This window comes from Arthrobacter sp. JSM 101049 (assembly GCF_041679245.1).
Taxonomy (GTDB): Bacteria; Actinomycetota; Actinomycetes; order Actinomycetales; family Micrococcaceae; genus Arthrobacter_H.
In genome coordinates, this window is the sequence record NZ_JBGFFC010000003.1 from 228,934 (window position 1) to 251,892 (window position 22,959).

The window sequence follows — 22,959 nt, forward strand, 5'->3', positions numbered from 1 at the left end:
GCGCCGCCCCGGCCCCCTGCTGCCCGGCCCTGCACGCGAAACCCCGGAGGAGGTCACCCATGAGCGGTTGGCGTTACTACAACAAGGCCCTGCTACCCGTGTTCCACCAACGCTTCGAGGAACGATGGGGCCAGGGCACCGCCCCATTCCTGGATCCCGAGGTCCTGGAACAACCGGTGCCGCGTGCGCAATGGATCAACGTCGATACCGGGGCGGCACTCGCCGTCGTCCCCATCTGGACGGACGACGACGACATCCATCGGTCCTTCGGTGTGTTCTACCTGCCGCCCGCCGGGGACATCTGGACGCTCTACCCCGGGCAGGGCGCCTACCTGGAACCCGCCCCCGAGGGAGACGACGACCGGACCCGTGAACGCGTCCACCTGCGCAACGACGCCTTCAACAAGGCCGTCGCCATGGCCCGGGGCCTCATCGAGGACGACGCGATCTGACTCCGGGGCGCCCTCCCGGCCGGGTCATCGGGGCCGGCCTACGCGTCCAGGGCCCGCGTCAGACGGCTTCCTTGCGCCGGACGATCTCGTTGATCCAGCTGGGGGCGAACGGAGAAGTGCAGTTCGGCGGCGTCGGGTAGTCCTTCAGGACCTCGAGTCGTTCGCCGATGTCCAACGCCCTGGCCCGGTGCTCCTCGTGCTCGATGCCGATGGTGGCCAGCGTCTGGTTCATGGCCCACTGCAACCGGCCGGGTGCATCCTTCATCTGCGCCTCGATGGTGTCCAGCAGCTTCGGGAGGTCCAATCCCCCGGACCTCCCCTTTGCCACCCGGTCGCTGGTCAGGGCCCACCCCGCACTGGCGACCACCGGGTCCGCGTCGTCCATCCAGGCCACCCTCAGGTCCTCGGCGTGGACGTTCTTCTTGACCACGTAGTTCACCAGCCAATCGGCCACCTTGGGCGCGCGCGAGGCGCGCAGCATCGAGTCGAGTTCCCCGCCGTCGAACTCCTTGGGCCTGCAGATGAGCAGGGACAACAGGCGGGCCGCGGTGTCGTCCGTGGCCCACAGTTCCCGGGCGAGGGGCTGCTGGGTCTTCAGCCGCTTGGCGATGGCGCGCAGCTTCGAGAGGTTCACCCCGTGGTCGTCGCCGTGTCTTTCGTTCACCGCCCGCATCTTCGGGTCCTCGAGTCCGGCCAGCTCGGCCAGCAGCTCAGCCGTCGTGGACACTGTCGCTTCGGACATGGCTTCCTCCCGTCGAACGGTGCTTTCCGCCAGTCTAGGGCTGCATGGGGAGAAGTCCCCATGGACCGCGGACCACGGATCGGGGAGAGTCACAGTGGGTGGCCCCGACCCGGCCACCCCACGACGACCTCCGGGGGTGGCCATGGCCTACGAAATCGACAAGGGGCAACTGCACGCAGTCCTCATCGACGTCGCCGCGGATGGGCAATCGCTCCAGCTCGCCGCCCAGGACGCCCGGACCGCGGGCGACGATGCCGCCAGACGTTTCGGTTCAGCGGGCACCGTTTCCGCGGCCTTCTCGCGCTTCTGGGCCCCCCGGGACGACGTTGGCCTGCGCGCGGCAAGTCTCGTCTTCCGGAAGGCGGAATCCCTCTCGCAGGCAGCTGTCGCCCTGATCGAAGCCGACGGCAGAATGACCGACAGTGCGACGGCAGCCCTCCGGCGCATCCCCGCCAGCTTTGCGCCGACCGCAGCTCGCCGCCCCGGACCGCAGCCGGAGTAGGCGCCATGGAATCCATCGAAGGCTTTCCCGACATCGACGTTCCGTGGCATGACCTCGACGACGCCGCGACGGACCTGGGCACGAAGTCGGGCATCGCGAAGTCCTACCTCACCGATACCCAGGACGCATGGACAGGCGTGCGGGATGCCTACCGCCACGACGAAACCCAGGCGATCCTCCATGCCGCCCTGGACGACCTGACGACCCCCGTCGCCGATTGGTCCACCGCACTGTCGTCGGCGAAGACCGTCCTGGAGGATTTCATCGCAACCGGGCGTCCCCTCCAGCGGGAATCGGCGGCCCTGGCCGACCTGCTTCCCGGCCTCCGGTCGCAGGTCAGGAGCGATCCGGACGGCGAGAAGGCCGCCACCACCTCGGAACTGTCCGACTTCAACCGCCGCGCCCGCGCCTTGACCACGAAGTGGGACACCGCGCAATCCACTGCTGCCGATGCACTCGATGCCATCACGCAGGGCACGGGGGACTCCCTGCCGACGTCGGCATCCATCGGCGGAGCGACGCTGCCGACGGTTTCCTGGGCGGACTTCACGTCCGGGCTCGACGAGGATTACGGGGCGGTCGACCCGCGCGACCTGTTGCCCTCGTTGCGCGGTCTCTCACCGGAGGAGCTGCGGGCGTGGGCCGACGCCAATCCCGAGGCGGCCGCCATGCTGGCAGCCAACTGGCCGATGGGGCCCTTCATGCCGGGCTCGCCCGAGGAGACGATGGCAGCGGTCATGGGTGGCGACGCGCCGCTCACCGCCTCCGGCATCGAGCGGATCCGGTCCACCTGGCTGGGCCTGGCACCCGGGGACCAGGAAAAGCTCCTGCTGCTCTACCCCGCCGTCTTCGGCAACCTCAATGGCGTGCCCCTGGCCCAACGCGCCACGGCCAACATCGTCACCGTGGCCGGACTCAGGGAGCAGGTCCGCACCCGGCAGGCCGATCCCGGCCCCGAACCGGACATCAACGACTTCACCGCCGAGGCCTTCTCGGAACCGGGCAACGACCGGGTGCGCGCGTACAGCGCCTACGGCTCCTACCAGGAGGCGCACCGCCGCTGGGAGGAGTCCAAGGCCACGTACGACGCTCTCGCGCGGCAAGCGACCGGCCTCGACTACGCCATGGACCACGACACGCAGGTCGTCATGGTCTCCCTCGACGGGGACGGGCGCATCGTGACGATGAAGGGGACCCCCTCCTCGTCCACCTCGACCGTTGCCACCCTGGTCCCGGGGACGGGGGCTGACCTGGGCAGCCTGGAGGACTACACGGGCAAGCTCGACGCCATCGACGGGACGGCCGGCAATGACCGGGTGTCCTTCTACTGGCAGGGGACCGACCTGCCGAACGAGATCCCCGACAACGTGACCAGCCGGTACAACGAGGACGGCGGCCCGCTGTTGGCGGCCTTCGACCATGCGCTCGACGCCGAGGTGCCCCCGGCAGCCCGCAGCACCTATGTCGGCTACAGCGCGGGAGGGTCGCTGCTGGGCACGGGCGAGCGGGAGGGGCTGGACTCGACCAATATCGTCTACGTGGCCCCGGCCGGCGTCGGGCACGATGTCGGCAGCCCCTCGGATACGGCCAATTCCGAGGCCAACCGCTACTGGATCCAGACCCGCGACGACCCGATCGCGTATGCCCAGGCGTTCGGCGGCGGGTACCGCGGCCCGTCGTTCTGGGAAGGCAGCAACCCCCAGCAGCAGATGGGTGCCGTCCGCCTCGAATCCGGGTTCAAGGACCCCAGCGACCCCGGCTCGGTCATCGGCGGGCACACGGATTACTTCTGGGACGGGTCGACGGCTGCCACCAACATCAACGGGGTCATCGAGGGCACCACGGTCAGCCCCTTCGTCGACTACGAACACCACTACGGCTTCGGCTCCTCCTCCACGGAATCGCCCCTGGAGGAGCGACCCGAGGACTTTGCCTATGGCAAGCTGGGAACCGTGAGCACCGGAAGCCTGGAAAAGTGAGGTGGCGGACCCCGCGCGCCGGGTGTGCCGCCCTCCTCGCACTGCCGTTGGCCCTCACACCACTCCTTGGAGGTTGTTCCATGAACACGACGCCGGACCCCGCCCAGGCCTCGAGCGCCTCCCACGCGCTCGGCCAGGACATCAGCACCGTCCTGAAAGGGCTGGTCGAGTCGTCACGGGATGCCGTGGAACTGGAGATCCGCAAGGCGCGGGAACAAACGTGCCTGCGTCCCGAGGAAAAGGACCCCCAGACCAACACCGCCTGGATCGGCCTGGCCGAGGCACCCGTCGCATCACGCACGGCGGCCAACCGGGCATTGGACCGCATGGACCAGCACCTGCTGGCCGATTCCTGGGATAAGAAGAACGAGGTCACCGACGAATCGACGCGGGCCTTGTACTTCCGCAAGGGCGACCTCGGAGCCACGGCGAAGATCGTCGAGGGTGGCTCCCGGCCCACGCTGGAGGTCATCGTCACCTCGCCCTGCGCCGAGCAGCCCGTCGAGCACCGCATGCAGCGCCTGGAGATCGATGCCGACTACGGCAAGAACAGCAAGTACTACGACGACGGGAAATAGCCGCGTGTCCGGGGAACCTTCGGGGACCGCGGCACCGACCACCTCTGCCGCCCGTGCCCGTTCGCTGCGCACGGGCCAACGCTGCGAGGTCTGGGTGGCGGACGCCGCGACCGGCGAGCGCGAGCTGCTGTTCACCACGCATGATCGGTTGCTGGAGGCGCCGAACTGGACGCTCGAGTGCGCCGCGCTCGTCCTCAACGGCGACGGCAGCCTGTGGATGCTGGACCTCGCTGGCCGTCGGCTCGACCGCGTGCCCCTGGCTGGCATCGCCGCGCTGAACAACGACCACGTGCTCGACCCCGACGGCGGGCACATCTACCTTTCGGCCGCAGATGGACACATCCACCGGGCGTCCCTGCGCGGGGGCAAACCCACCCGCGTCACCGCAGACGACGGCTGGTCCCATTTCCTCCATGGCGTCAGCCCCGACGGCGGCACCCTGGTCTACGTGGGCATCGAGGACGGCGACTTTTCCCGGCCCGGCCGTCTGATGACGATGCCGGCGGACGGCGGGATGCCGACGCCCATCGACACCGGCACGGGGCACTGCGACGGGCCCGAGTACTCCCCCGACGGCCAATGGTTGTACTTGAACACCGAGGCGTTCACCCCCGATCCCGGCCACGCGCAGCTGGCACGGATCCGGCCGGACGGCTCCGGCTTCGAACGACTCCTCGACAGCCGGACCGTGGACTGGTTCCCGCACCTGTCCCCCGACGGGCACCTGGCCACCTACCTGCGGTTCCCGGCCGGGACGAGGGGCCACCCGGCCGACCTGGACGTCGAGCTGGTGGTGGTCTCCACCGACAACTGGACGACGCCGGTGCACACCTTCGCGCTCTTCGGTGGACAGGGCACGTTGAACGTGAACAGCTGGGCCCCGACGTCGGACCGGTTTGCCTATGTGACCTACCCGCTGGATGCCGCAGCCCTCCAGCGGTAGCCGGGCACCGCCGTCGTGCCGGGGAGCCGGTCGCTATGGCGTCGGCGGAGTCCACTGCTGGACGGCACGGATCCTGCCGGCCATCGCCGACGCGGGGGTGATCCTCATGGCGGTGTCCCGGAGCACGACGGCGGGGCCGAACCCCAGTTGCGCCACCCGCCCCACCGCGCGGGCCACCCGGGCCATCGGCTGCGTGCGCTTCCGGCGCAGGGCGTCGTAGCGGCCCAACGCCGCGTCGAGGTCGGGATCCTGGTTCCGGGCGACCGGTGCCAGGAGTGCGGCCAGCGTGGCGGCATCCTCCATGGCCTGTCCCCCACCCTGTCCCAGGTCGGGGGTCATGGCGTGGGCGGCATCCCCGAGCAGGAGGGTGCGGCCGCGCCGAAAGGTCGGCAGGGGTTTGGCCAGGTCGTGGATGGGATGCCGCACGACGGCGGCCGGGTCGGTGCCGTCGAGCAGCCGCGGGATCGGATCGTGCCACCTCCCGAACAGCCGGCGGACCTCGGCGAACTCATCGTCGACCACCGCATCGGCCGGCATGGTCGCCACCGCGAACCAGTAGACCCGCCCGTCGACGAGCGGCGCCATGCCGAAACGCAATCCCCTCCCCCAGGTTTCCCCGGCATCCCCGGCATCCCCGCCGAGGTCGACCGGCCCGCGGGTCACCCCGCGCCAGGCCGAGTAGCCGGAGTACCGCAGTCCGGGATCGCCGGGCCATCCGGCGCGCGTGGAGCTGCGGATGCCGTCGGCGGCGACGACCAGGTCGTACCGCTGCCGCCGCGTGCCGCCGGCGTCCGCCATGTCGAGTTCCCGTCCCCCACCCGGCACGGCGGCACACGTCGAGCCGAGATGCAGCGTTCCCGGCTCCAGGGCGGAGACCAGCAGCTCGTGCAGGTCGGCACGGTGGATGACGCGCAGGTCGGGCAGCAGCCCGGGTCCGAGCCGGGCCAGCCAGGTGCCGTCGGGCCTGCGCTGCCCACCGGTGGTGACGGCCCCGTGCGGATCGGTCAGGTCGCGGAACCGCGGCCCGAGACCGATCGCGTCCAGTGCCGCCAACCCGTTGCCGAAGAGCGACAACCCGGCCCCCACCGGTGCGAGCACCGCCGACCGCTCGAAGACCTCCACCTCGGCGCCGTGGCGTTGCAGCCCGATGGCGGCACACAGCCCGCCGATCCCACCGCCGATGACCGCCACATGCATGGCACACACCTCCGCCCGATCCGATCGCTACCAGCACCCTACGCGCGTCGTGCTCCCGCTCGGGCGGAATATCCGCGGCCGTGCCGCGTTATGCCCAGTGGAAGCCACCGGCCGATCCCTGCGGATCCGGCCTGGGGAAGCTGTGGCACCGTCAGCGGTGCAGAAGGAGCGTCACATGTCAGAAGAACGCGTTGTCATCCTCGGTGGGCACGGCAAGATCGCCCTGCTCGCCGCCCCGAAGCTCACGGACGCCGGGTACGCCGTCGAATCGGTCATCCGCAACCCGGACCAGACCGGTGAGATCGAAGCGGCAGGCGGCACCGCCGTCGTGCTGGACATCGAAACCGCAGGCGTGGACGAGCTGGCACAGGCGTTCTCCGGCGCCGCCGCCGTGGTGTTCTCCGCCGGCGCCGGTGGCGGAAGCCCCGAACGTACCCGCGCAGTGGACCTGGACGCCGCCGTCCGCGCGATGACCGCCGCCGAGCAGGCGGGCGTCCGCCGCTTCGTCATGGTCTCCTACGCGCGCGCCGACGTGGACCTGGACCGGCTGGATCCCGGCGATTCGTTCTACCCGTATGCGCAGGCCAAGCACGACGCCGATGCGCACCTGCGCGGGACCGGGCTCGACTACACCATCCTCGGCCCCGGCCGGCTGACGCTGGAACCGGCCACCGGCAAGATCCAGCTCGCCGACGCCCACGGCGAGGTCGCCGGACGCGAGCTGGCCGCCGACCAGAAGGTGACCTCGCGCGAAAACGTCGCAGCGGTCATCACCCACGCCATCGCGGCCAACACGTCCATCCGCGCGACCGTGAACTTCTACGACGGCGAGACGCCGATCGCCGACGCGCTGGCCTGAGTGTGGGGTGCCGCGCCGTCCCTGCCGGGCGGCGCGGCGCCTACTTCCGGGCCGTCACCCAGATCGGGATGATGCCGCGGACGACAACGGTCCCGTCCCGCAGGTGCGCGGCGACCCGGACGTCGACCTGGAACGGTGCCTGCTGCTCCCAGTCCGCCGGTTCCGTCTCGGCGACGCAGCGGACGTCGCCGGGGACCTTCGCGAGGTAGTCCAGCGCGATGCCCTTCGGGATCCACCGCATCCCCGGTGCCACGGTCGCCTCGGCGAGCAGGCCCATCGCCGCCTCGAGGCCGTTCGCGATGGCGATCGCGTGCAGGGTGCCGATGTGGTTGTGGACCGCACGCCGCTTGCCGATCTGCAGCACCGCGCGGTGCGGGGCCATCTCCAGGACCGCCGGACGCACCGAGCGGAAATAGGGCACCTTGAGCATGTAGGCCGCGGAGAAGATCCTCCGGCCGAACGGCTGGGCGGTGACCTTCTGGTAGAGCTCATACGTCGATGCCATACGGGCGACGCTACCGGACGGTAGGCCACACGGGTACCGGGACGGCCGTCGGCGTTCCCCTATTTCAGGAACCTGGACGTCCTGCGGTCCGCCAGCAACTTGCCCCCGGTCTGGCAGGTGGGGCAGTACTGCAGCGACGAATCGGCGAAGGAGACCTCCCGGACGGTGTCCCCGCACACCGGGCAGGCCTCGCCGGTGCGGGCGTGGACGCGCATCGACTGGCGCTTGGAATCCTTCAGCGCGCTGGCCGGGCGCCCGGCGGCACTGGCGACCGCGGCGTCCAGGACCTCATGCATCGCGGCGAACAACCGGTCGACCTGCTCGGGGTCGAGCTTGTCGGCGAGCGCGAACGGGGAAAGCCGGGCCGCGTGCAGGATCTCGTCGCTGTAGGCGTTGCCGATGCCGGCGATGGCCGCTTGGTCGCGCAGCAGCCCCTTGACCTGGCCCCCGTGGCCGGCCAGCAGCCGGGCGAAGTCCTCCGTGGCGATATCGAGCGCGTCGGGCCCCAGCCGGGCGATGCCCGGGACCTCGTCCGGCTCGCGCACCACGTACACGGCCAGCGACTTCTTCGTGCCCGCCTCGGTGAGGTCGAACCCCTGCTGGGCATCGCCGTCGTCCCCGGCAGCGAACCTGACCCGCAGGGCTATCGGCCCCGTGCCCGGTCGCAACCGTCCCGGCTTCAGCGCATCGGACCAGCGCAGCCATCCGGCCCTGGCCAGATGCATGACCAGGTGTGCGTCGCCGGCGCCGATGTCCAGGAACTTCCCCCGGCGAACGACGGCGGAGACCGGACCGGTGCCCAGCTCCGCGAGCGGGACGGCCGCGGTCTTCAACACCGAGAAGGAGAGCACCTCGACCTCGTCGATCCTCTTCGGCGGGACGCCGGGCGGCATGAGCTTGAGCCGCAGGAAGTCGGCGAGACCCTGCACTTCGGGCATCTCGGGCATGGGCCCACCTTAGCCCGGTTGACACCCCGGCGGGACGGCGGGAAAGTGAAATGGACGACGGGCCACCGCCGCCCCGACACCGCCCGAAGGAAACCCCACCATGCCCACATCGGCACGCCTATCCATCCAGGACATCGACCCGGCCGCCTACCAGCCCATGTTCGCCCTGGAGAAGTACATCCACGCCGGGAACCTCGGGGAGGACCTGCTGGCCCTGGTCAAGATCCGCGCCTCGCAGATCAACGGCTGCGCCTACTGCCTGGACATGCACGCCCGCGAGGCGCGCACCGCGGGAGTGGACGAACGCCGCCTCGACGTCCTCGCCGGGTGGCACGAGGCGCCCGACCTCTATTCGGCCCGCGAACAGGCGGCCCTCGCCCTGGCCGAGGAGGTCACCCTCATCGGCGAAGGCGGCGTCTCCGACGAGACCTGGAACCGGGCCACCGCGGAGTTCGGCGACCAGGACATCGTCGTGCTCATCATGGCGATCTGCGCCATCAACGCGTGGAACCGGATGGCCATCACCACCCGCCAGCCGCTGCCTGGGCTGCCGGCCGCCGGCACGTCGACATCATGAGCACCGGGCTGCTCAGCGCCGCGCTCGAGCGCGAACACCGCGAGATCGACGGCGGCATCGAGGCCTTCACCGCCGGAACCGCCACCGGAGTGTACGACGACGGCGCCCTGCTGGCCGCACTGTCCGCCCTGCGCCGGCACATCTACCTCGAGGAGGCGTTCCTCTTCCCGCCCCTGCGTGGGGCCGGGCTCATGATGCCGGTCATGGTCATGGAACGCGAACACGGCGAGCTCTGGGACCTGATGGACACCGTCACCGACCTGCACGACGGCGGCGCGGCACCTGCCGAGCTCGTCTCCACCTGCACCGAGCTGCTCTTCGCCCTGGACCGGCACAATTCGAAGGAGGAACCGATCATCTACCCGCAGGCCGACGCCGCCCTGGACGCATCCACCACCGCCAACCTGCAGGATTTCATCGCCTCCGGCACCACGCCCGACGGGTGGGTCTGCGCCCGCGCGGGAGCCTGACGGCCCCCTTGCCCAGGGTGCCCCCTGGGCGTCGAAGGGAACGGCCTACCGCAACGCCTTCTGCCCCGGGCATTGCGCCGTCACCACACGTTGGATCGCATCGCGCTCGGCTGGGGTGACCCACAGGCCGTACTTCGCCTTCACCGCGGTCTGCCGTGCGACGTAGGCGCAGCGGTAGGACTTGCGCGGCGGCAGCCAGGTCGCGGCGTCGCCGTCGCCCTTGGAGGCGTTGGTGGGTCCATCGACGGCGAGGAGGTTCAGCGGGTCGTTGGCCAGCGCGATGCGCTGGTCGGCCCCCAGTTGCTGGGCGCCCTTCTGCCAGGCATCGTACAAGGCGACGACGTGGTCGATCTGCACGGCGTTGCTTGTCCCCTGCCCGCGGACGAAGTTGATGAACGTGCCGGTGTAGGGGTCGTTGAGGATGCCCGAGGTGATGATGCACCCCTGGGTCCCCTGCCGGGCCACGACGGAGGTCAGGTCGCGGCGCAGGATGTCGTTGCGCCCGTCGCAGCCGTTGCGGTCCGGGTCCTTCCACCCGGACCCGAAGTTCGAGCGCTCATACCCGGTTTTCGGTGCCCTGCCCTTGACGGGCAGGCTCGCCAGTTGGGCCAGGACGGTTCCCGCTGCTGGACCCGTGGCTGGTTTTTTCGGCGCAGGTGCGGCTGGCTTCTGCGTTGCCGGAGCGGACCGCTTACGCGCAGGTGTCTGCGCCTCGGTCGACGCGGTCTTCTCCTGCGGCGGTGCGTGCGTCGCGGAAGGAGCAACCGATGATGGCGGAACGGTGGGGGCCTCGGACCAGACGACGAGTGGACCCGGTGCCGCGGATTCCGTCGTGATGACGATTGGGCCGGCCTGCTGCGGGGCACCGGTGTCCCCGCAGCCTGCCAAACCCAGTCCGAGGGCTCCGGCCAGGAGAATGCCAAGCAACCGTCGTCCACCGCCGACCGCGCTTCCGTGGGCGCTAGTGTCTACTCGCAACCGACACCGTCTCCATTGCGATCGAGCTTGCGGCTGTACCCGGGTTCACCCACGTGGATGGGATCCGCCCCGGCGGCCCGCACGGCGTCGCAGTTCTGGTAGTACACCAACGTCGACACCGGCTTCTTCGGCGCCGCCGGCTGCGCGACGCTGGCCTGCTTGCGGGCAGCGGCGGCCTTCTCGGCAGCCCGCTTTTCGGCGTCCCGTGCGGCTTGCGCCTTGCGGGCGCTCTCCTGCTGCGCCGCCTTCTGGGCCTGCGCCTTCTGTGCCTTCTTCTCGGCGGCGACCTTTTTCGCGGCGGCCACCTTCTCGGCCTTGAGCTTCGCGGCGGCCTTTCCGCGGGCGGCTTCCCTGGCTTCGGCTTCCTTCGCCTCGGCAGCCGCCTTGGCTGCCGCAGCCTTCTCGGCTTCGGCCTTGGCCTCGTCGGCCGCCTGCTGGGACGCCAGGGCGGCCGCCGCCGCCTCCGCCTTCTCATGGTCGGCTGCCGCAACCCAGACGAATAACCCGGTGTCGCTCGCGTCGCAGTAGTTGCTTTCCCCGTCCTGCGTCATGACGAGTTGGTCGTCATCGCAGGCCTGACCCACGAAACTGGCCAATTCCGGCTCCGCGCTTGCGGCCGGGGTTTCCTGGGTGGCGGCCTCGGCAGCTGGCGAGGGGGAGGTCTCCGACGCACCACCGACGGCAGCGGCGACGGCCACCAGCACAAACGCTGCGCCGGCGACTGCGGCTGCCGCTTTGCGGTGCGGGATTCTGGCCCAACGGGCACGTCCGATCAGCAGCACCACCAACGCAAACAACAGCACCAAGACGCCCAGGAATGCAACGACCCCGGGCGCTGCGATGAGCAGGACCACCAGGAGGACGGCGGCCACGGCGAGCGCGATCCAATTCGGTCGCGGGCGGTTGCTCTTCGGGGCAGGCTGAAGCCCCGATGGTGCGGTCATGTTGTCCCCCGGGGGATGAATCGATCAGACGCCCCACATCATATGCGGGCACTTGAACCTTGCCCGCCTATCCCGGTAACGATCGGGCGACAGTCGCGGGGGGGGCAGTGGCCGTTCGTCAGTCGTCGAGGTCGACGACCTCGAACTCGAGCAGGTCCATGCCGGTGGCCACGGGGGCGCCCTTGGAGTGGTCGTGCGGGGCGCGCTGGTCCCGCCAGGTCTCGAAGTCCTCGCGGGTGGCCCACTGTGTGTAGACGAAGTAGCGGTCCTCACCGGCGACCGGGCGCAGCAACTGGAACCCCTCGAAGCCCGGCTGGCCGTCCACGGAATGCTTGCGGGCGGCGAAGCGCTTCTCGAGTTCCGACCCGGCCTCGACGGGGACCTTCAGGGCATTGATGACGACGACGGACACAGCGCTCCTTCCCGGCCCGGCACCTCCGGGCCGCTCATGATTCCACGCTAGCGCAGCAGCCCGGCTGCCGCCGTCGCCCCGGTCACGCTCGGGCGCGTCACAACATGTGTCATGGTGTCCCCGATGAGATAACGCTGGTCGACCGGAGTCCGTGACGGCTATTCCTCGTCGGAGGCCTGCGGCGGGTCGGTGGCGGCCCTGCGGCCCGTGGTCCGCCCGGTGTGGCTCGACGCGGTCCGATCACCCACGATGCCCTCCTCGGTCCCGGGCCCTGCCTCCCCGTCCAGTTCCTGCAGCCTGAAACGGGCGTGGAGGATGTCGCCGATGAACAGGTCGTACAACAGGATGCCGATCAGGCCTCCGACGATGGGTCCGACGATCGGAACCCAGAAGTACCAGCTGAATGAACCGTCGACCGTCCCCGGCAGCGCCGTGTCACCCCATCCGGCCATCCACGCGAAGAGACGGGGGCCGAAGTCGCGCGCGGGGTTGATGGCATATCCGGCATTGGCGCCGAAGGAGATGCCGATGGCCGCCACGCCGAATCCGATGATGAGGGGGCCGAGGTTCGCCTTCACGCCGGTATTGCGCAGGTCCACGACCGCGGCGATGATCATCAGCAGTAGCGCGGTGCCGACGACCTGGTCGAGCAGCGGCCCCCAACTGCTTCCGTCGTAGTAGGGGGCGGGGAAGGTGGCGAAGATCGAGTAGGTGGCTAGCCCCCCGACGGCATCCCGCGCGGTCTTCGTAGCCTGATTGAATGCATCGATGGCCTGCCAATACACGGCGTAGACCAGCGCGGCCGCGGCAAACGCACCGACGACCTGCGCGATGATGTAGGGCCCCACCTTCTTCCACGCGAACTTGCGCCGGACCGCGAAGGCCAGCGTCACGGCAGGATTGAGGTGGGCACCGCTGACTCCGCCGGCGATGTACACGCCGAAGGCCACAGCGAACGCCCACCCCCAGGCGATCAGCATCCAGTCGCCGGTTCCCTGGAAGAAGACGTCCGGTGCAGCGGTGCGGCCCGATCCCGGCAAGCCGGCAACCGCCATGGCGACGGAGCCGTCCCCCAGCAGGATCAAGACGAAGGTCCCCAAGAACTCCGCCAGGGCTTCTCCCCAGGTGCCGCCGAGCCGTTTGAGCCCGCTTCCGTTGCGAACTGCGCCCCGCAGCGTGCTTCGAATCGGAACGATGTCACTCACGTTGAACCTCCTCGGAAAATCCGCTGCCGGGCACCATGTGTGCAGGGACCTACGGACGTGGTCGAAGAATAACTCTCGCCGGTGCGGTTCGCTAGGGGGGCGTTGTACGCGACCCGGCCCGCTGCCCGGTCGCAACCACTTAAGAGGGCTACTGGTCTCTTGTGCCAAGAGGGGATCGGTGTGACGCTAGGGTCAGTCAACGGTTTTGGAGGCCCACGTGAATTCATCCAGTTCCGCCCTGACTCCGCAATCGCGCACCACGGCCCTGGAGGCCATGCGCGCGACCACGGCGGCAGAGCCACTTGACGTCCTGGTCATCGGCGGTGGCGTTACCGGTGCGGGGACCGCTCTCGACGCGGTCACGCGTGGGCTGAAGACCGCAGTCGTCGAGGCTCAGGATTGGGCCTCGGGGACCTCCAGCCGCTCCAGCAAGCTGGTGCACGGCGGTCTCCGCTACCTCCAGATGCTCGATTTCCACCTGGTCCACGAGGCCCTCACTGAACGCGACCAGCTGATCTCGAAGCTGGCGCCACATTTGGTCCGCCCGGTCTCGTTCCTCTACCCCCTCGAACACCGCATCTGGGAACGCGGCTACGTCGGCGCCGGAATCGCACTGTACGACACCTTGGCCAGCCTGACCCCCGGACGACGCGCCCTGCCATTGCACCAGCACCTGTCACGGAAGGGAATGAACCGCCTCTTCCCCGACCTGCGCCACGACGCAGCGGTGGGTGCCCTGCGCTATTGGGACGCCTCGGTGGACGATGCCCGGCTGGTGAGCACCCTCGTGCGTACTGCAGCCTCGCACGGCGCCCAGGCAGCCAGCAGGACGCAGGTCATCGACCTGACGCGTGATGGACAAGGCCGCATCGACGGCGCACACTTGCGTGACCTGGAAACCGGAGAGGAGCTGCGCGTGCATGCCCGCCATGTCATCAACGCAACCGGGGTCTGGACGGAGGAGACGGAGGCCCTGGCCGGCGGGACCGGTGGACTGCGGGTTCTGGCGTCCAAAGGCGTACACATCGTGGTGCCCCGCGAACGCATTTCCGGCGAGGCCGGGCTGATCCTGCAAACCGAGAAGAGCGTGCTCTTCGTCATCCCCTGGTCTCGCTACTGGATCATCGGCACCACCGACACCCCCTGGAAACAAGAACTCCAGCACCCCGTCGCCACCTCCGCCGACATCGACTACATCCTGGAACACGCCAACAGCGTCCTGGCCCGACCCCTGACCCGGGCCGACATCATCGGCACCTGGGCCGGCCTGCGCCCGCTCCTGCAGCCCGGCACGAAGGAAGGCACCTCTTCGGCCAAGGTATCCCGCGAGCACACCACGGCCTCGCCGACCCCTGGCCTGACCGTTATCGCCGGCGGCAAGCTGACAACCTACCGCGTCATGGCCGAGGATGCAGTGGACTTCGCCCTGGGCCCCGAGGCAAGAAAAAACCCTTCGGTCACCAGCAACGCCCCCCTCGTGGGAGCCGTCAACCTCGACGTCCAACGAAACTGGAGCCGGACCTACGCCCGCACGTACGGATGGTCGGAAGCGGTGGTCGACCACCTTCTGCACCGGTACGGCTCTTTGATCACCGACATCGTCGATCTCTGTGCCGGGGACGAATCCCTGGCCCGGCCTTTGGAACATGCACCGGCCTACCTTCGCGCCGAGATCAGCTATGCGGCCAGCCACGAGGGCGCACTGCACCTCGAGGACGTCATGCTGCACCGCACCCGCCTGAACTACGAGGTCGCCGACCGGGGCCTGGCTGCCCTGGAGGAAATCTCCCTGCTGATGTCCGGGGTCCTAGGCTGGGACGAGGACCGGCGTCGGCATGAAGTGCAGTCCTATACCGCCCGGGCAATGGCGGAAGCGGCGGCCGAGTCGGAGCCGGATGACGCGTCCGCCGAGACCACTCGGCTGCGCGCCAAGGACCTCGCTCCACTGGCTCCCCTGGGACCGCCACCCGAAGCCGGGGTGAAACCCGGGTCTTCCCCGCAGTCCCCTGGCGCTGCAGGTCCCGTTGGCACCTAGCCCGGGCCGGATGCGTCCAGTCTGCACGCACAGTGTCCGCAGGCGCACCGCCCCACCCAATCCCCTCCATGGATCCGCATTCTGCCGTCGCGTGCACCGGCCCGGCGTCCCAGAGTCCCCTGCCGGTGCACCGACGTCGGCACGCACCCCGGTCAGCCGCCTGCCCCGGCAGACCTCGCACCTGCGATCACCCCACCACAACGATCAGGAGCTGCCATGAGCACCCAGTACGTCCTTGCCATCGACCAGGGCACCACCAGTTCGCGCGCCATCGTCTTCACCCACGAGGGGACCATCCACTCGGTCGGCCAGCTCGAGCACGAGCAGATCTTCCCCCGGGCCGGCTGGGTGGAGCATAATCCCGAACAAATCTGGAACAATGTCCGCGAAGCCGTCGGCCAGGCCTTGACCCGCGGCAACATCGCCCACCAGGACCTCGTCGCCGTCGGCATCACCAACCAACGCGAAACCGCGGTGGTCTGGGACAAGACGACCGGCAAGCCCGTCTACAACGCCATCGTCTGGCAGGACACGCGCACCCAGAAGATCGTGGAGGAACTCGGCGGCAGCGACGGCGCTGACAAATACAAGTCGCGCGTGGGTTTGCCCCTGGCCACCTACTTTTCCGGTCCGAAAATCAAGTGGATCCTCGACAACGTGGACGGGGCGCGGGAAGCAGCGGAGCGCGGTGACCTGCTCTTCGGCAACACCGACACCTGGGTGCTGTGGAACATGACCGGAGGCACCGAGGGCGGGGTCCACGTCACCGACGTCACCAACGCCTCGCGTACCATGCTCATGAACATCGACTCGCTGACGTGGAACGAGGACATCGCCGCGGACATGGGAATCCCGATGTCCATGCTGCCGGAGATTCGTTCATCATCCGAGGTTTACGGGCACGGCCGACAACGCGGCATGGTCCCGGACGTTCCGATCGCCGGCATCCTGGGAGACCAGCAGGCAGCGACGTTTGGCCAGGCCTGCTTCCAGAAGGGTGCCGCGAAGAACACCTACGGCACCGGCAACTTCATGTTGCTGAATACCGGAACCGAGCCGGTCGCCAGCAAGAACGGGCTCCTGACGACCGTGTGCTACAAGATCGGCGACGCTCCACAGGTGTACGCCCTGGAGGGGTCGATTGCCGTCACCGGGTCGCTGGTACAGTGGTTGCGGGACAACCTGGGGCTTTTCGAGGAAGCCCCGGACATCGAGTACTACGCGCACAAGGTCCAGGACAACGGGGGCGCCTACTTCGTCCCCGCCTTCTCCGGTCTGTTCGCCCCGCACTGGCGGTCCGACGCCCGCGGCGCCCTGGTGGGCCTGACGCGATTCGTGAACAAGAACCACATCGCCCGGGCCGCCTTGGAGGCAACGGCCTTCCAATCCCGCGAGGTACTGGACGCCATGAACGCCGACTCCGGCGTCGACCTCACGGAACTGCGGGTGGACGGGGGCATGGTCGCCAACGAACTGCTGATGCAGTTCCAGGCCGACATCCTCAACGTGGACGTGGTACGGCCCGAGGTGGCCGAGACCACGGCCCTGGGTGCCGCCTACGCCGCGGGCATCGCCGTCGGCTTCTGGGACGGGGAGGACGACGTCATCGCGAACTGGCGCGAAGGCAAGCGCTGGAGCCCGAGCATGGATCCGGGCGAGCGAGACCGGCAGTACCGCCTCTGGAAGAAAGCCGTCACCAAGACGCTGGACTGGGTCGACGACGACGTCCAGTAGTTTCCCTGGGGCGGTGGGCCGCAGCCCACCACGGTTCGGAAAGGAAGATGATTAGTCGGCTTCACGGGAATCAACCACGCTGGGGAACCACTCGAACACACTTCGGAAAGGTCTAGAACACCATGGCTGAAAACAGGGCTGTCGCCTACAAGGGAACTGGCAAGGTCGAGGTCATCGACGTCGACTACCCCACCTTCGAACTGAAGGACGGGCCGGGCGTCCACCCGGACAACGTGGGCCGCAAGGTGCCGCACGGGGCCATCCTGCGCACCGTCGCCACGAATATCTGCGGCTCCGACCAGCACATGGTGCGTGGCCGGACCACCGCGCCCCTCGACCTGGTGCTGGGGCACGAGATCACCGGCGAGGTCGTCGAGGTCGGTTCCGACGTCGAGTTCATCAAGGTCGGCGACATCTGCTCGGTGCCGTTCAACATCTCCTGTGGTCGCTGTCGCAATTGCAAGGAGCGCAAGACCGGCATCTGCCTGAACGTGAACCCCGACCGCCCAGGCAGCGCCTACGGCTACGTCGACATGGGTGGATGGGTCGGAGGCCAAGCCGAATACGTGCTGGTCCCTTACGCCGACTGGAACCTGCTCAAGTTTCCCGACCGGGACCAGGCCCTCGAGAAGATCATGGACCTGACCATGCTCTCGGACATCCTGCCCACCGGATTCCACGGCGCCGTCAGCGCCGGGGTCACCGTCGGATCCACGGTCTACGTGGCCGGGGCAGGCCCCGTGGGGCTGGCAGCGGCGGCGAGTGCGCGCCTGCTCGGCGCCGCCGTTGTCATCGTGGCAGATATGAACGACGACCGCCTGGCCCAGGCCCGGACCTTCGGGTGCGAGACGATCAACGTCGGGGACGGCGATCCGGCGGACCAGATTGAGCAGCTCCTCGGTGTCCCGGAAGTCGACTGCGGCGTCGACGCCGTCGGCTTCGAGGCGCGCGGCCACGGCGGGGGCAAGGACGCGAAGGAGGCCCCGGCCACGGTGCTGAACTCGCTGATGGACCTCACCGCTGCCGGCGGCTCGCTGGGCATCCCGGGGCTGTATGTGACCGGGGACCCCGGAGCGGCCGACGAGGCGGCGCAGAAGGGCTCGTTGTCGCTGTCGCTGGGCACAGGCTGGGCGAAGTCGCTGTCCTTCACCACCGGGCAATGCCCGGTGATGAAGTACAACCGGCAGCTGATGATGGCCATCCTGCACGACAGGATCCACATCGCCGAAGCGGTCAACGCCAAGGCGATCGCCCTCGATGACGCCCCCCGCGGCTACGCCGAGTTCGATGCCGGCGCCGCCACCAAGTACGTGCTGAACCCGAACGGCTACATCAAAGCCTGACCGGCCCACACTGGCTGGCGGGGGTGCGCACGCAAAAGCTTCCGGTGCCCCCGGGACGGCCGATAGGTTGAATGCGGGTTCCGGAACCTATGCGCCGGAACCGTCCAGGGGCCCGTCCCACACATCCCTGTTACGGGCGGGCCCCTTCACCTGGACCATTTCCCTGGCACGAACTCGACGGATAGGACAACCGTGGAAACCGCCGTTGTCATCATCGACATGCAGTGTGGGTACTTCGAGAACGGCGACCTGACCGAACAACGCGACCAGCTGGTCTCCGCCAACAACGACCTGCTGCGCCTCGCCTGCGAACACGACCTGCCCGTGTACGTGGTGGTGACCGAGCATGCCCGCAACGGCACCACCTGGACCCTGAGCATGCTCGACGACGGCCAGGGCTACATGTTCGCCGGTTCCGAGCAGGCCGCGCTCGTGCCCGGCTTGGACGTCGGGGATGCCCACACCGTCACCAAGATTCGCGACAGTGCCTTCCATGGCACCGATCTGGCCCAACGGCTGCGCCTGCACGGCATCACCCGCCTGGTCCTGGCCGGGGTGTCCGGGCAGAACTGCGTGGCCCGCACCGGCGCCGATGCCTTCGCCCTGGACTTCCGAGTCGCCTACGCCCGCGACGCCATCGGCTCCACGGACCCACAGCGCGGCCGGGAAGCGCTGGACCTGCTCGGCGAAGAACAGCGCCAGCCCCAACTCGGGCTGGAGGAACTGCGGGACTGGATCCGCTGACGACCTCCCGGCGAACCGCGTCCGACTAGCGCCTCGGCTACTTCTTCGTGATCAGTCCCTCGGAGAGCATCCAGTCATAGGCGACGTCCGCGGGCTCCTCGCCCTTGACGTCGACCCGCAGGTTCAATTCGCGCATCACGTCATCGGTCAGCAGTGGCGAGACCTGGGAGAAGACCTCGCGCAACTGCGGGTACTCCTGCAGTGTCTCGGTGTTGTAGACAGGTGCCGCGTTGTAGGCGGGGAAGAACTTGCGGTCGTCCTCCAGCACCACCAGGTCCAGTGACTTGATGCGTCCGTCGGTGGTGAAGACCTCGCCGAAGTTGCAGTCCCCGTTGTCGGTGGCCGAGTACACGGCACCGGTGTCGTAGATGCCGATGTTGCCGTCCGGCACGCCCTTCGGCGAACCCCGTTCGAGCCCGTAGGCCTCGAGCATCGGGTTGAATCCGTCGGGCCGCGAGTTGAATTCGGCCTCCAGGCAGAAGGTGCGCTGCTTGACCGGCAGGTCCGCGATCTGCGAGAGCTTGCTGATGCCGCCGAGCTTCTCCACCGCTTCGCGGCGCACGGCGAAGGCGTAGGTGTTGTTCAGCGGTGCGGGAGCGCCCCAGGTCAGTCCGTTGCCCAGGTCCTCGTCGTGGACGGCCTGCCACTGCTCCTGCTTGTCCGGGATGCCTTCGGAATGGCCGAGGTAGGTGATCCAGGCGGTCCCGGTGTATTCCCAGGTGAAGTCCGCCTGGTGGGAGACCATCAGCTCGCGCACCGGCTGGCTGCCGGGCACGTTGGTCAGGTCGGTGACCTTGAACCCGGCGGTCTTGGCGGCCAGGACAGCGATCTTGCCCAGGATCAGCTGTTCGGTGAAGTTCTTCGAGGTGACCGTCAGCTTGGCGTTCTGGGGCAGCCCGTCAATGTGCTCGATCGTGCCCGGCCCGGCATCCGGGACATAGGAGGCTGCGGGCTGCAGCCCGCATCCGGCCAGCAGCCCGGCGATGGACAGGGCCGCCGCGGAGGCGAGCAGCCGCCGTCGTACTCGGGGGAATCGGGTGGGTGTGGCCATGGCCTAGAGTCCCTTCGGGCGGGCGATGTGCTCGACGAGCCGGCCCAGCCAGTCGACGATCAGGGCCAGCAGGGCGACCAACAGCGAGCCGGCCACCAGCACGGTGGTGAGGTTCAGGTTCACCCCGGTGGTGATGAGGATGCCCAGGCCGCCGCCGTTGATGAACGTGGCCAGCGTGGCGGTGCCCACCAGCAGGACCAGGGCGGTGCGGATGCCCGCGAGCATGACCGGCACGGCCAGCGGGAGCTCGACCTTCCACAGCACGGCGCCGGCGCTCATGCCCATGCCGCGGCCGGCCTCGATGAGGCGCTCGTCGACCTGGCGCAGCCCGACCATGGTGTTGCGCAGCACCGGCAGGATCCCGTAGCCGACCAGGGCGATGATGGAGGCCCAGAAGCCGAAGCCGACCCAGAAGGCCAGCAGCACGACCAGGCCGATGGCGGGGGCCGCCTGGCCGAAGTTGGCGATGGCCACGATCGGGCCGCTGGCCTTGCGCAGGGGTCCGCGGGTCAGGAGGATGCCCAGCGGAATGGCGATGACCAGCACGATCACCGTGGCGACGATCGTCAGCTGCAGGTGTTCGAGCGTGTAGCCCCACAGGGCGTCGGGTGCCAGCGTCGCGCGTTCGGTGGCCGAGAGGTCGGCGGTCGCGAGCCAGACGAGCACGAGCCCGAGGGCGATGAGGATGCCGACGATCTGCCACACCAGCGGCTTCGCCGAGGGGCCGGACCGCCGGGGCACGAATCCGGTGCCGTCGGGGTCGGCCGGAGCGGCCGGAGCGGTCGGAGGGGCCGGAGCGGTCTCCTGGTTGCGGTTTTCGGTGGCGCTCATGGCTGCGCGCCCTCGTCGCGGGCGTCGGCTGCCCCCGCCGGCACCTCGGTGTCGAGGGCCTCTGCCACGGCGGTGGTGGGGATGGCCCCGCTGTTCAGGCCCACGGGCGAATCCGCATCCCCCTTGGCCGCTTCCTGAGCGGCGCGGATGGACTCCATGACGGTGTCGACCGTGACCAGACCGAGGAAGGCATCGCGGCGGCCGGTGACGATGGCGGCGCTGACGCTGCCGACGAGCATGACGTCGAGGGCATCGTTCAGCGTTGAGCGGTCCGAGACGACCGAGAGGTTGGCATCGACCTGGTCGGTGATGACCTGCATGCGGCTGAGCTGCCGGCGTGAGAGCCACTGGATGGGCCGCTTGCGGGAATCGACGATGACCGCATTCTGGTGGCCCGCACCCTGCAGCCGGGAGAGCACGTCGGACGCGGTGTCTCCGGGGACGGCGGTGACGGCCTCCTCGAGGCGGACGTCGTGGACGCGGTTGAGGGTCAGCTGCTTGAGCCCGGCGCCGAAGCCGATGAAGTTCTCGACGAACTCGTTGGCCGGGTTGGCCAGGATGCGTTCCGGCGAATCGTACTGGACCAGCTGGGCGCCTTCGTTGAACACGGCGATCCAGTCGCCGAGCTTGACCGCTTCGTCGAAGTCGTGCGTGACGCAGACGATCGTCTTCTGCAGTTCCGACTGGATGTTGATCAGTTCGTCCTGCAATCGCTGGCGGGTGATCGGGTCCACCGCGCCGAAGGGCTCGTCCATGAGCAGGATGGGCGGGTCGGCCGCGAGCGCCCGGGCCACGCCGATGCGCTGCTGCTGGCCGCCGGAAAGCTCCTTGGGGTAGCGGCCGCGGTAGGTGGCCGGATCCAGCGAGACGAGCTCGAGCAGTTCGTCGACGCGGGCGGCGATGCGCTGCTTGTCCCACCCGAGCATCTTCGGGACCAGCCCGATGTTGGACGCCACGGTCATGTGGGGGAAGAGGCCGCCGGCCTGGATGACGTAGCCGATCTTCCGGCGCAGCTTGTCGCCGTCCATGCCGGTGACGTCCTCGTCGTTGATGACGATGCCCCCGCCGGTCGGTTCGATGAGCCGGTTGATCATCTTCAGCGTCGTCGTCTTGCCGCAGCCGGAAGGACCGACGAACATGACGATCGAGCCGGCGGGGATCTCCAGGGTCAGACCGCCGACGGCGGGCTGGGACTGGCCCGGGTAGCGCTTGGTCACCTCCTGCAACAGGATGGAGGCGCCGGTCACGCCTTCCGGGGTGTCCTGGGTGGATGTTTGCAGATCAGACACGGATACCTCGCGGTGTGGTGAGACGACCCAGGCCGACGAGCAGCAGGTCGAGGATGAAGGCCAACAGGATCACGCCGACGACGCCGACGACCACCGATTCGAAGGCGTTGGCGCCGCCGAGCCGGGACAGACCGGAAAAGATGAAACCGCCCAGACCCGGGCCGAGCGAATAGGCGGCGATGGCGGCCACGCCCATGACCATCTGGGCCGAGACGCGTACGCCGGTGAGGATGACAGGCCAGGCCATGGGGATCTCCACGGTGGCCAGGGTGCGGAACCGGCTCATGCCGATGCCGCGGGCGGATTCAACGGTGGCCGCCGGGATGCCGGCCAGCCCGACGACTGCGTTGCGCAGGATGGGCAGTGCCGCGAAGAACGTCACCACCGTGACGGCCGGCGGGACGCCGAAGCCCATGGGGGCGATCAACAGGCCGATCATGGCGAAGGACGGGATGGTCAGGCCGATCGCGGAGACGCTGTTCGCGGTGGAGCTGGCCACCTTGCTGCGGTAGACCAGGGCCGCGATGACGACGGCGATGACCGTCGCCAGGATCAGGCACTGGACGACCAGGCTGAAGTGCTGCCAGGAGGCAAAGAGTATTTGGCGATATCTGTCGCCGACGAATTCCCACACGTTCAGAC

The 22,959-nt window shown here is 68.8% G+C and carries 24 protein-coding genes; 12 read left to right on the forward strand and 12 right to left on the reverse strand.

What is annotated here, in order from left to right:
- The first annotated feature begins 59 nt into the window (after window positions 1-59).
- Window positions 60-452, forward strand: a complete 393-nt coding sequence (locus AB8M85_RS10485; RefSeq protein WP_372698759.1) for a hypothetical protein — start codon at window positions 60-62, stop codon at window positions 450-452.
- Window positions 453-510: 58 nt separating this feature from the next.
- On the opposite strand, the gene AB8M85_RS10490 is transcribed toward AB8M85_RS10485, so the two are convergent.
- Window positions 511-1,194, reverse strand: a complete 684-nt coding sequence (locus AB8M85_RS10490; protein ID WP_372698760.1) for a DNA alkylation repair protein — start codon at window positions 1,192-1,194, stop codon at window positions 511-513.
- Between the two features lie 142 nt (window positions 1,195-1,336).
- Here AB8M85_RS10490 and AB8M85_RS10495 point away from each other — a divergent pair, with 142 nt between their 5' ends.
- The 4 genes from AB8M85_RS10495 (at window position 1,337) to AB8M85_RS10510 (ending at window position 5,196) form a co-directional block, all read left to right on the forward strand.
- Window positions 1,337-1,696 (forward strand): hypothetical protein, encoded by a 360-nt coding sequence (locus tag AB8M85_RS10495; RefSeq protein WP_372698761.1) that lies wholly within the window; start codon window positions 1,337-1,339, stop codon window positions 1,694-1,696.
- Window positions 1,697-1,701: 5 nt separating this feature from the next.
- Window positions 1,702-3,675: a hypothetical protein gene (locus AB8M85_RS10500; protein WP_372698762.1), complete on the forward strand. Its 1,974-nt coding sequence runs from the start codon at window positions 1,702-1,704 to the stop codon at window positions 3,673-3,675.
- An 80-nt stretch (window positions 3,676-3,755) separates the two neighbouring features.
- The gene (locus AB8M85_RS10505) at window positions 3,756-4,253 is read left to right on the forward strand and encodes a hypothetical protein (RefSeq protein ID WP_372698763.1); all 498 of its coding nucleotides are present in this window, start codon (window positions 3,756-3,758) and stop codon (window positions 4,251-4,253) included.
- 4 nt (window positions 4,254-4,257) lie between these two features.
- Window positions 4,258-5,196 (forward strand): TolB family protein, encoded by a 939-nt coding sequence (locus AB8M85_RS10510; RefSeq protein ID WP_372698764.1) that lies wholly within the window; start codon window positions 4,258-4,260, stop codon window positions 5,194-5,196.
- Between the two features lie 33 nt (window positions 5,197-5,229).
- On the opposite strand, the gene AB8M85_RS10515 is transcribed toward AB8M85_RS10510, so the two are convergent.
- On the reverse strand, window positions 5,230-6,393 hold the full coding sequence (locus AB8M85_RS10515; RefSeq protein ID WP_372698765.1) for an FAD-dependent monooxygenase: 1,164 nt from the start codon (window positions 6,391-6,393) through the stop codon (window positions 5,230-5,232).
- Between the two features lie 175 nt (window positions 6,394-6,568).
- Here AB8M85_RS10515 and AB8M85_RS10520 point away from each other — a divergent pair, with 175 nt between their 5' ends.
- Window positions 6,569-7,252 (forward strand): SDR family oxidoreductase, encoded by a 684-nt coding sequence (locus AB8M85_RS10520; RefSeq protein ID WP_372698766.1) that lies wholly within the window; start codon window positions 6,569-6,571, stop codon window positions 7,250-7,252.
- A 40-nt stretch (window positions 7,253-7,292) separates the two neighbouring features.
- On the opposite strand, the gene AB8M85_RS10525 is transcribed toward AB8M85_RS10520, so the two are convergent.
- The gene (locus AB8M85_RS10525) at window positions 7,293-7,757 is read right to left on the reverse strand and encodes a hotdog fold domain-containing protein (protein WP_372698767.1); all 465 of its coding nucleotides are present in this window, start codon (window positions 7,755-7,757) and stop codon (window positions 7,293-7,295) included.
- 59 nt (window positions 7,758-7,816) lie between these two features.
- Window positions 7,817-8,704: a DNA-formamidopyrimidine glycosylase family protein gene (locus AB8M85_RS10530; RefSeq protein WP_372698768.1), complete on the reverse strand. Its 888-nt coding sequence runs from the start codon at window positions 8,702-8,704 to the stop codon at window positions 7,817-7,819.
- 100 nt (window positions 8,705-8,804) lie between these two features.
- Between AB8M85_RS10530 and AB8M85_RS10535 the strand changes: the two genes are divergently transcribed.
- The gene (locus tag AB8M85_RS10535) at window positions 8,805-9,281 is read left to right on the forward strand and encodes a carboxymuconolactone decarboxylase family protein (RefSeq protein WP_372698769.1); all 477 of its coding nucleotides are present in this window, start codon (window positions 8,805-8,807) and stop codon (window positions 9,279-9,281) included.
- A complete protein-coding gene (locus AB8M85_RS10540; RefSeq protein ID WP_372698770.1) occupies window positions 9,278-9,751 on the forward strand; it encodes a hemerythrin domain-containing protein in 474 nt (157 codons plus the stop codon). Before AB8M85_RS10535 ends, AB8M85_RS10540 begins: the two co-directional genes overlap by 4 nt.
- A gap of 45 nt (window positions 9,752-9,796) precedes the next feature.
- Here AB8M85_RS10540 and AB8M85_RS10545 read toward each other — a convergent pair whose 3' ends face one another.
- The 4 genes from AB8M85_RS10545 to AB8M85_RS10560 all read right to left on the reverse strand — a co-directional run bounded on the left by AB8M85_RS10545 (window position 9,797) and on the right by AB8M85_RS10560 (window position 13,290).
- Window positions 9,797-10,678 (reverse strand): DUF1524 domain-containing protein, encoded by an 882-nt coding sequence (locus AB8M85_RS10545; protein ID WP_372698771.1) that lies wholly within the window; start codon window positions 10,676-10,678, stop codon window positions 9,797-9,799.
- A gap of 41 nt (window positions 10,679-10,719) precedes the next feature.
- Window positions 10,720-11,673, reverse strand: coding sequence for an excalibur calcium-binding domain-containing protein (locus AB8M85_RS10550; RefSeq protein ID WP_372698772.1), 954 nt, complete (start codon window positions 11,671-11,673; stop codon window positions 10,720-10,722).
- A gap of 118 nt (window positions 11,674-11,791) precedes the next feature.
- Complete coding sequence (locus tag AB8M85_RS10555) at window positions 11,792-12,085, reverse strand: antibiotic biosynthesis monooxygenase (RefSeq protein ID WP_372698773.1); 294 nt, start codon at window positions 12,083-12,085, stop codon at window positions 11,792-11,794.
- Between the two features lie 158 nt (window positions 12,086-12,243).
- Complete coding sequence (locus AB8M85_RS10560) at window positions 12,244-13,290, reverse strand: MIP/aquaporin family protein (protein ID WP_372698774.1); 1,047 nt, start codon at window positions 13,288-13,290, stop codon at window positions 12,244-12,246.
- Window positions 13,291-13,564: 274 nt separating this feature from the next.
- Between AB8M85_RS10560 and AB8M85_RS10565 the strand changes: the two genes are divergently transcribed.
- From AB8M85_RS10565 to AB8M85_RS10580, 4 genes are all read left to right on the forward strand, one after another.
- On the forward strand, window positions 13,565-15,325 hold the full coding sequence (locus AB8M85_RS10565) for a glycerol-3-phosphate dehydrogenase/oxidase (RefSeq protein WP_372699082.1): 1,761 nt from the start codon (window positions 13,565-13,567) through the stop codon (window positions 15,323-15,325).
- 216 nt (window positions 15,326-15,541) lie between these two features.
- Window positions 15,542-17,059 carry a glycerol kinase GlpK gene (glpK, locus tag AB8M85_RS10570; RefSeq protein WP_372698775.1) on the forward strand — a complete coding sequence of 506 codons (1,518 nt, stop codon included), beginning with the start codon at window positions 15,542-15,544 and terminating at the stop codon, window positions 17,057-17,059.
- A gap of 122 nt (window positions 17,060-17,181) precedes the next feature.
- Window positions 17,182-18,402, forward strand: a complete 1,221-nt coding sequence (fdhA, locus tag AB8M85_RS10575; protein ID WP_372698776.1) for a formaldehyde dehydrogenase, glutathione-independent — start codon at window positions 17,182-17,184, stop codon at window positions 18,400-18,402.
- Between the two features lie 192 nt (window positions 18,403-18,594).
- Window positions 18,595-19,146, forward strand: coding sequence for a cysteine hydrolase family protein (locus tag AB8M85_RS10580; RefSeq protein WP_372698777.1), 552 nt, complete (start codon window positions 18,595-18,597; stop codon window positions 19,144-19,146).
- A gap of 37 nt (window positions 19,147-19,183) precedes the next feature.
- On the opposite strand, the gene AB8M85_RS10585 is transcribed toward AB8M85_RS10580, so the two are convergent.
- The 4 genes from AB8M85_RS10585 to AB8M85_RS10600 are packed head-to-tail and all read right to left on the reverse strand — an operon-like array spanning window position 19,184 to window position 22,951.
- Window positions 19,184-20,197: a glycine betaine ABC transporter substrate-binding protein gene (locus tag AB8M85_RS10585; RefSeq protein WP_372698778.1), complete on the reverse strand. Its 1,014-nt coding sequence runs from the start codon at window positions 20,195-20,197 to the stop codon at window positions 19,184-19,186.
- A gap of 3 nt (window positions 20,198-20,200) precedes the next feature.
- Window positions 20,201-21,028 carry an ABC transporter permease gene (locus AB8M85_RS10590; protein ID WP_372698779.1) on the reverse strand — a complete coding sequence of 276 codons (828 nt, stop codon included), beginning with the start codon at window positions 21,026-21,028 and terminating at the stop codon, window positions 20,201-20,203.
- Window positions 21,025-22,317 (reverse strand): ABC transporter ATP-binding protein, encoded by a 1,293-nt coding sequence (locus AB8M85_RS10595; protein ID WP_372698780.1) that lies wholly within the window; start codon window positions 22,315-22,317, stop codon window positions 21,025-21,027. Before AB8M85_RS10595 ends, AB8M85_RS10590 begins: the two co-directional genes overlap by 4 nt.
- Window positions 22,310-22,951, reverse strand: a complete 642-nt coding sequence (locus tag AB8M85_RS10600; protein ID WP_372698781.1) for an ABC transporter permease — start codon at window positions 22,949-22,951, stop codon at window positions 22,310-22,312. The genes AB8M85_RS10595 and AB8M85_RS10600 overlap by 8 nt, the downstream gene beginning before the upstream one ends.
- Window positions 22,952-22,959 lie beyond the last annotated feature (8 nt).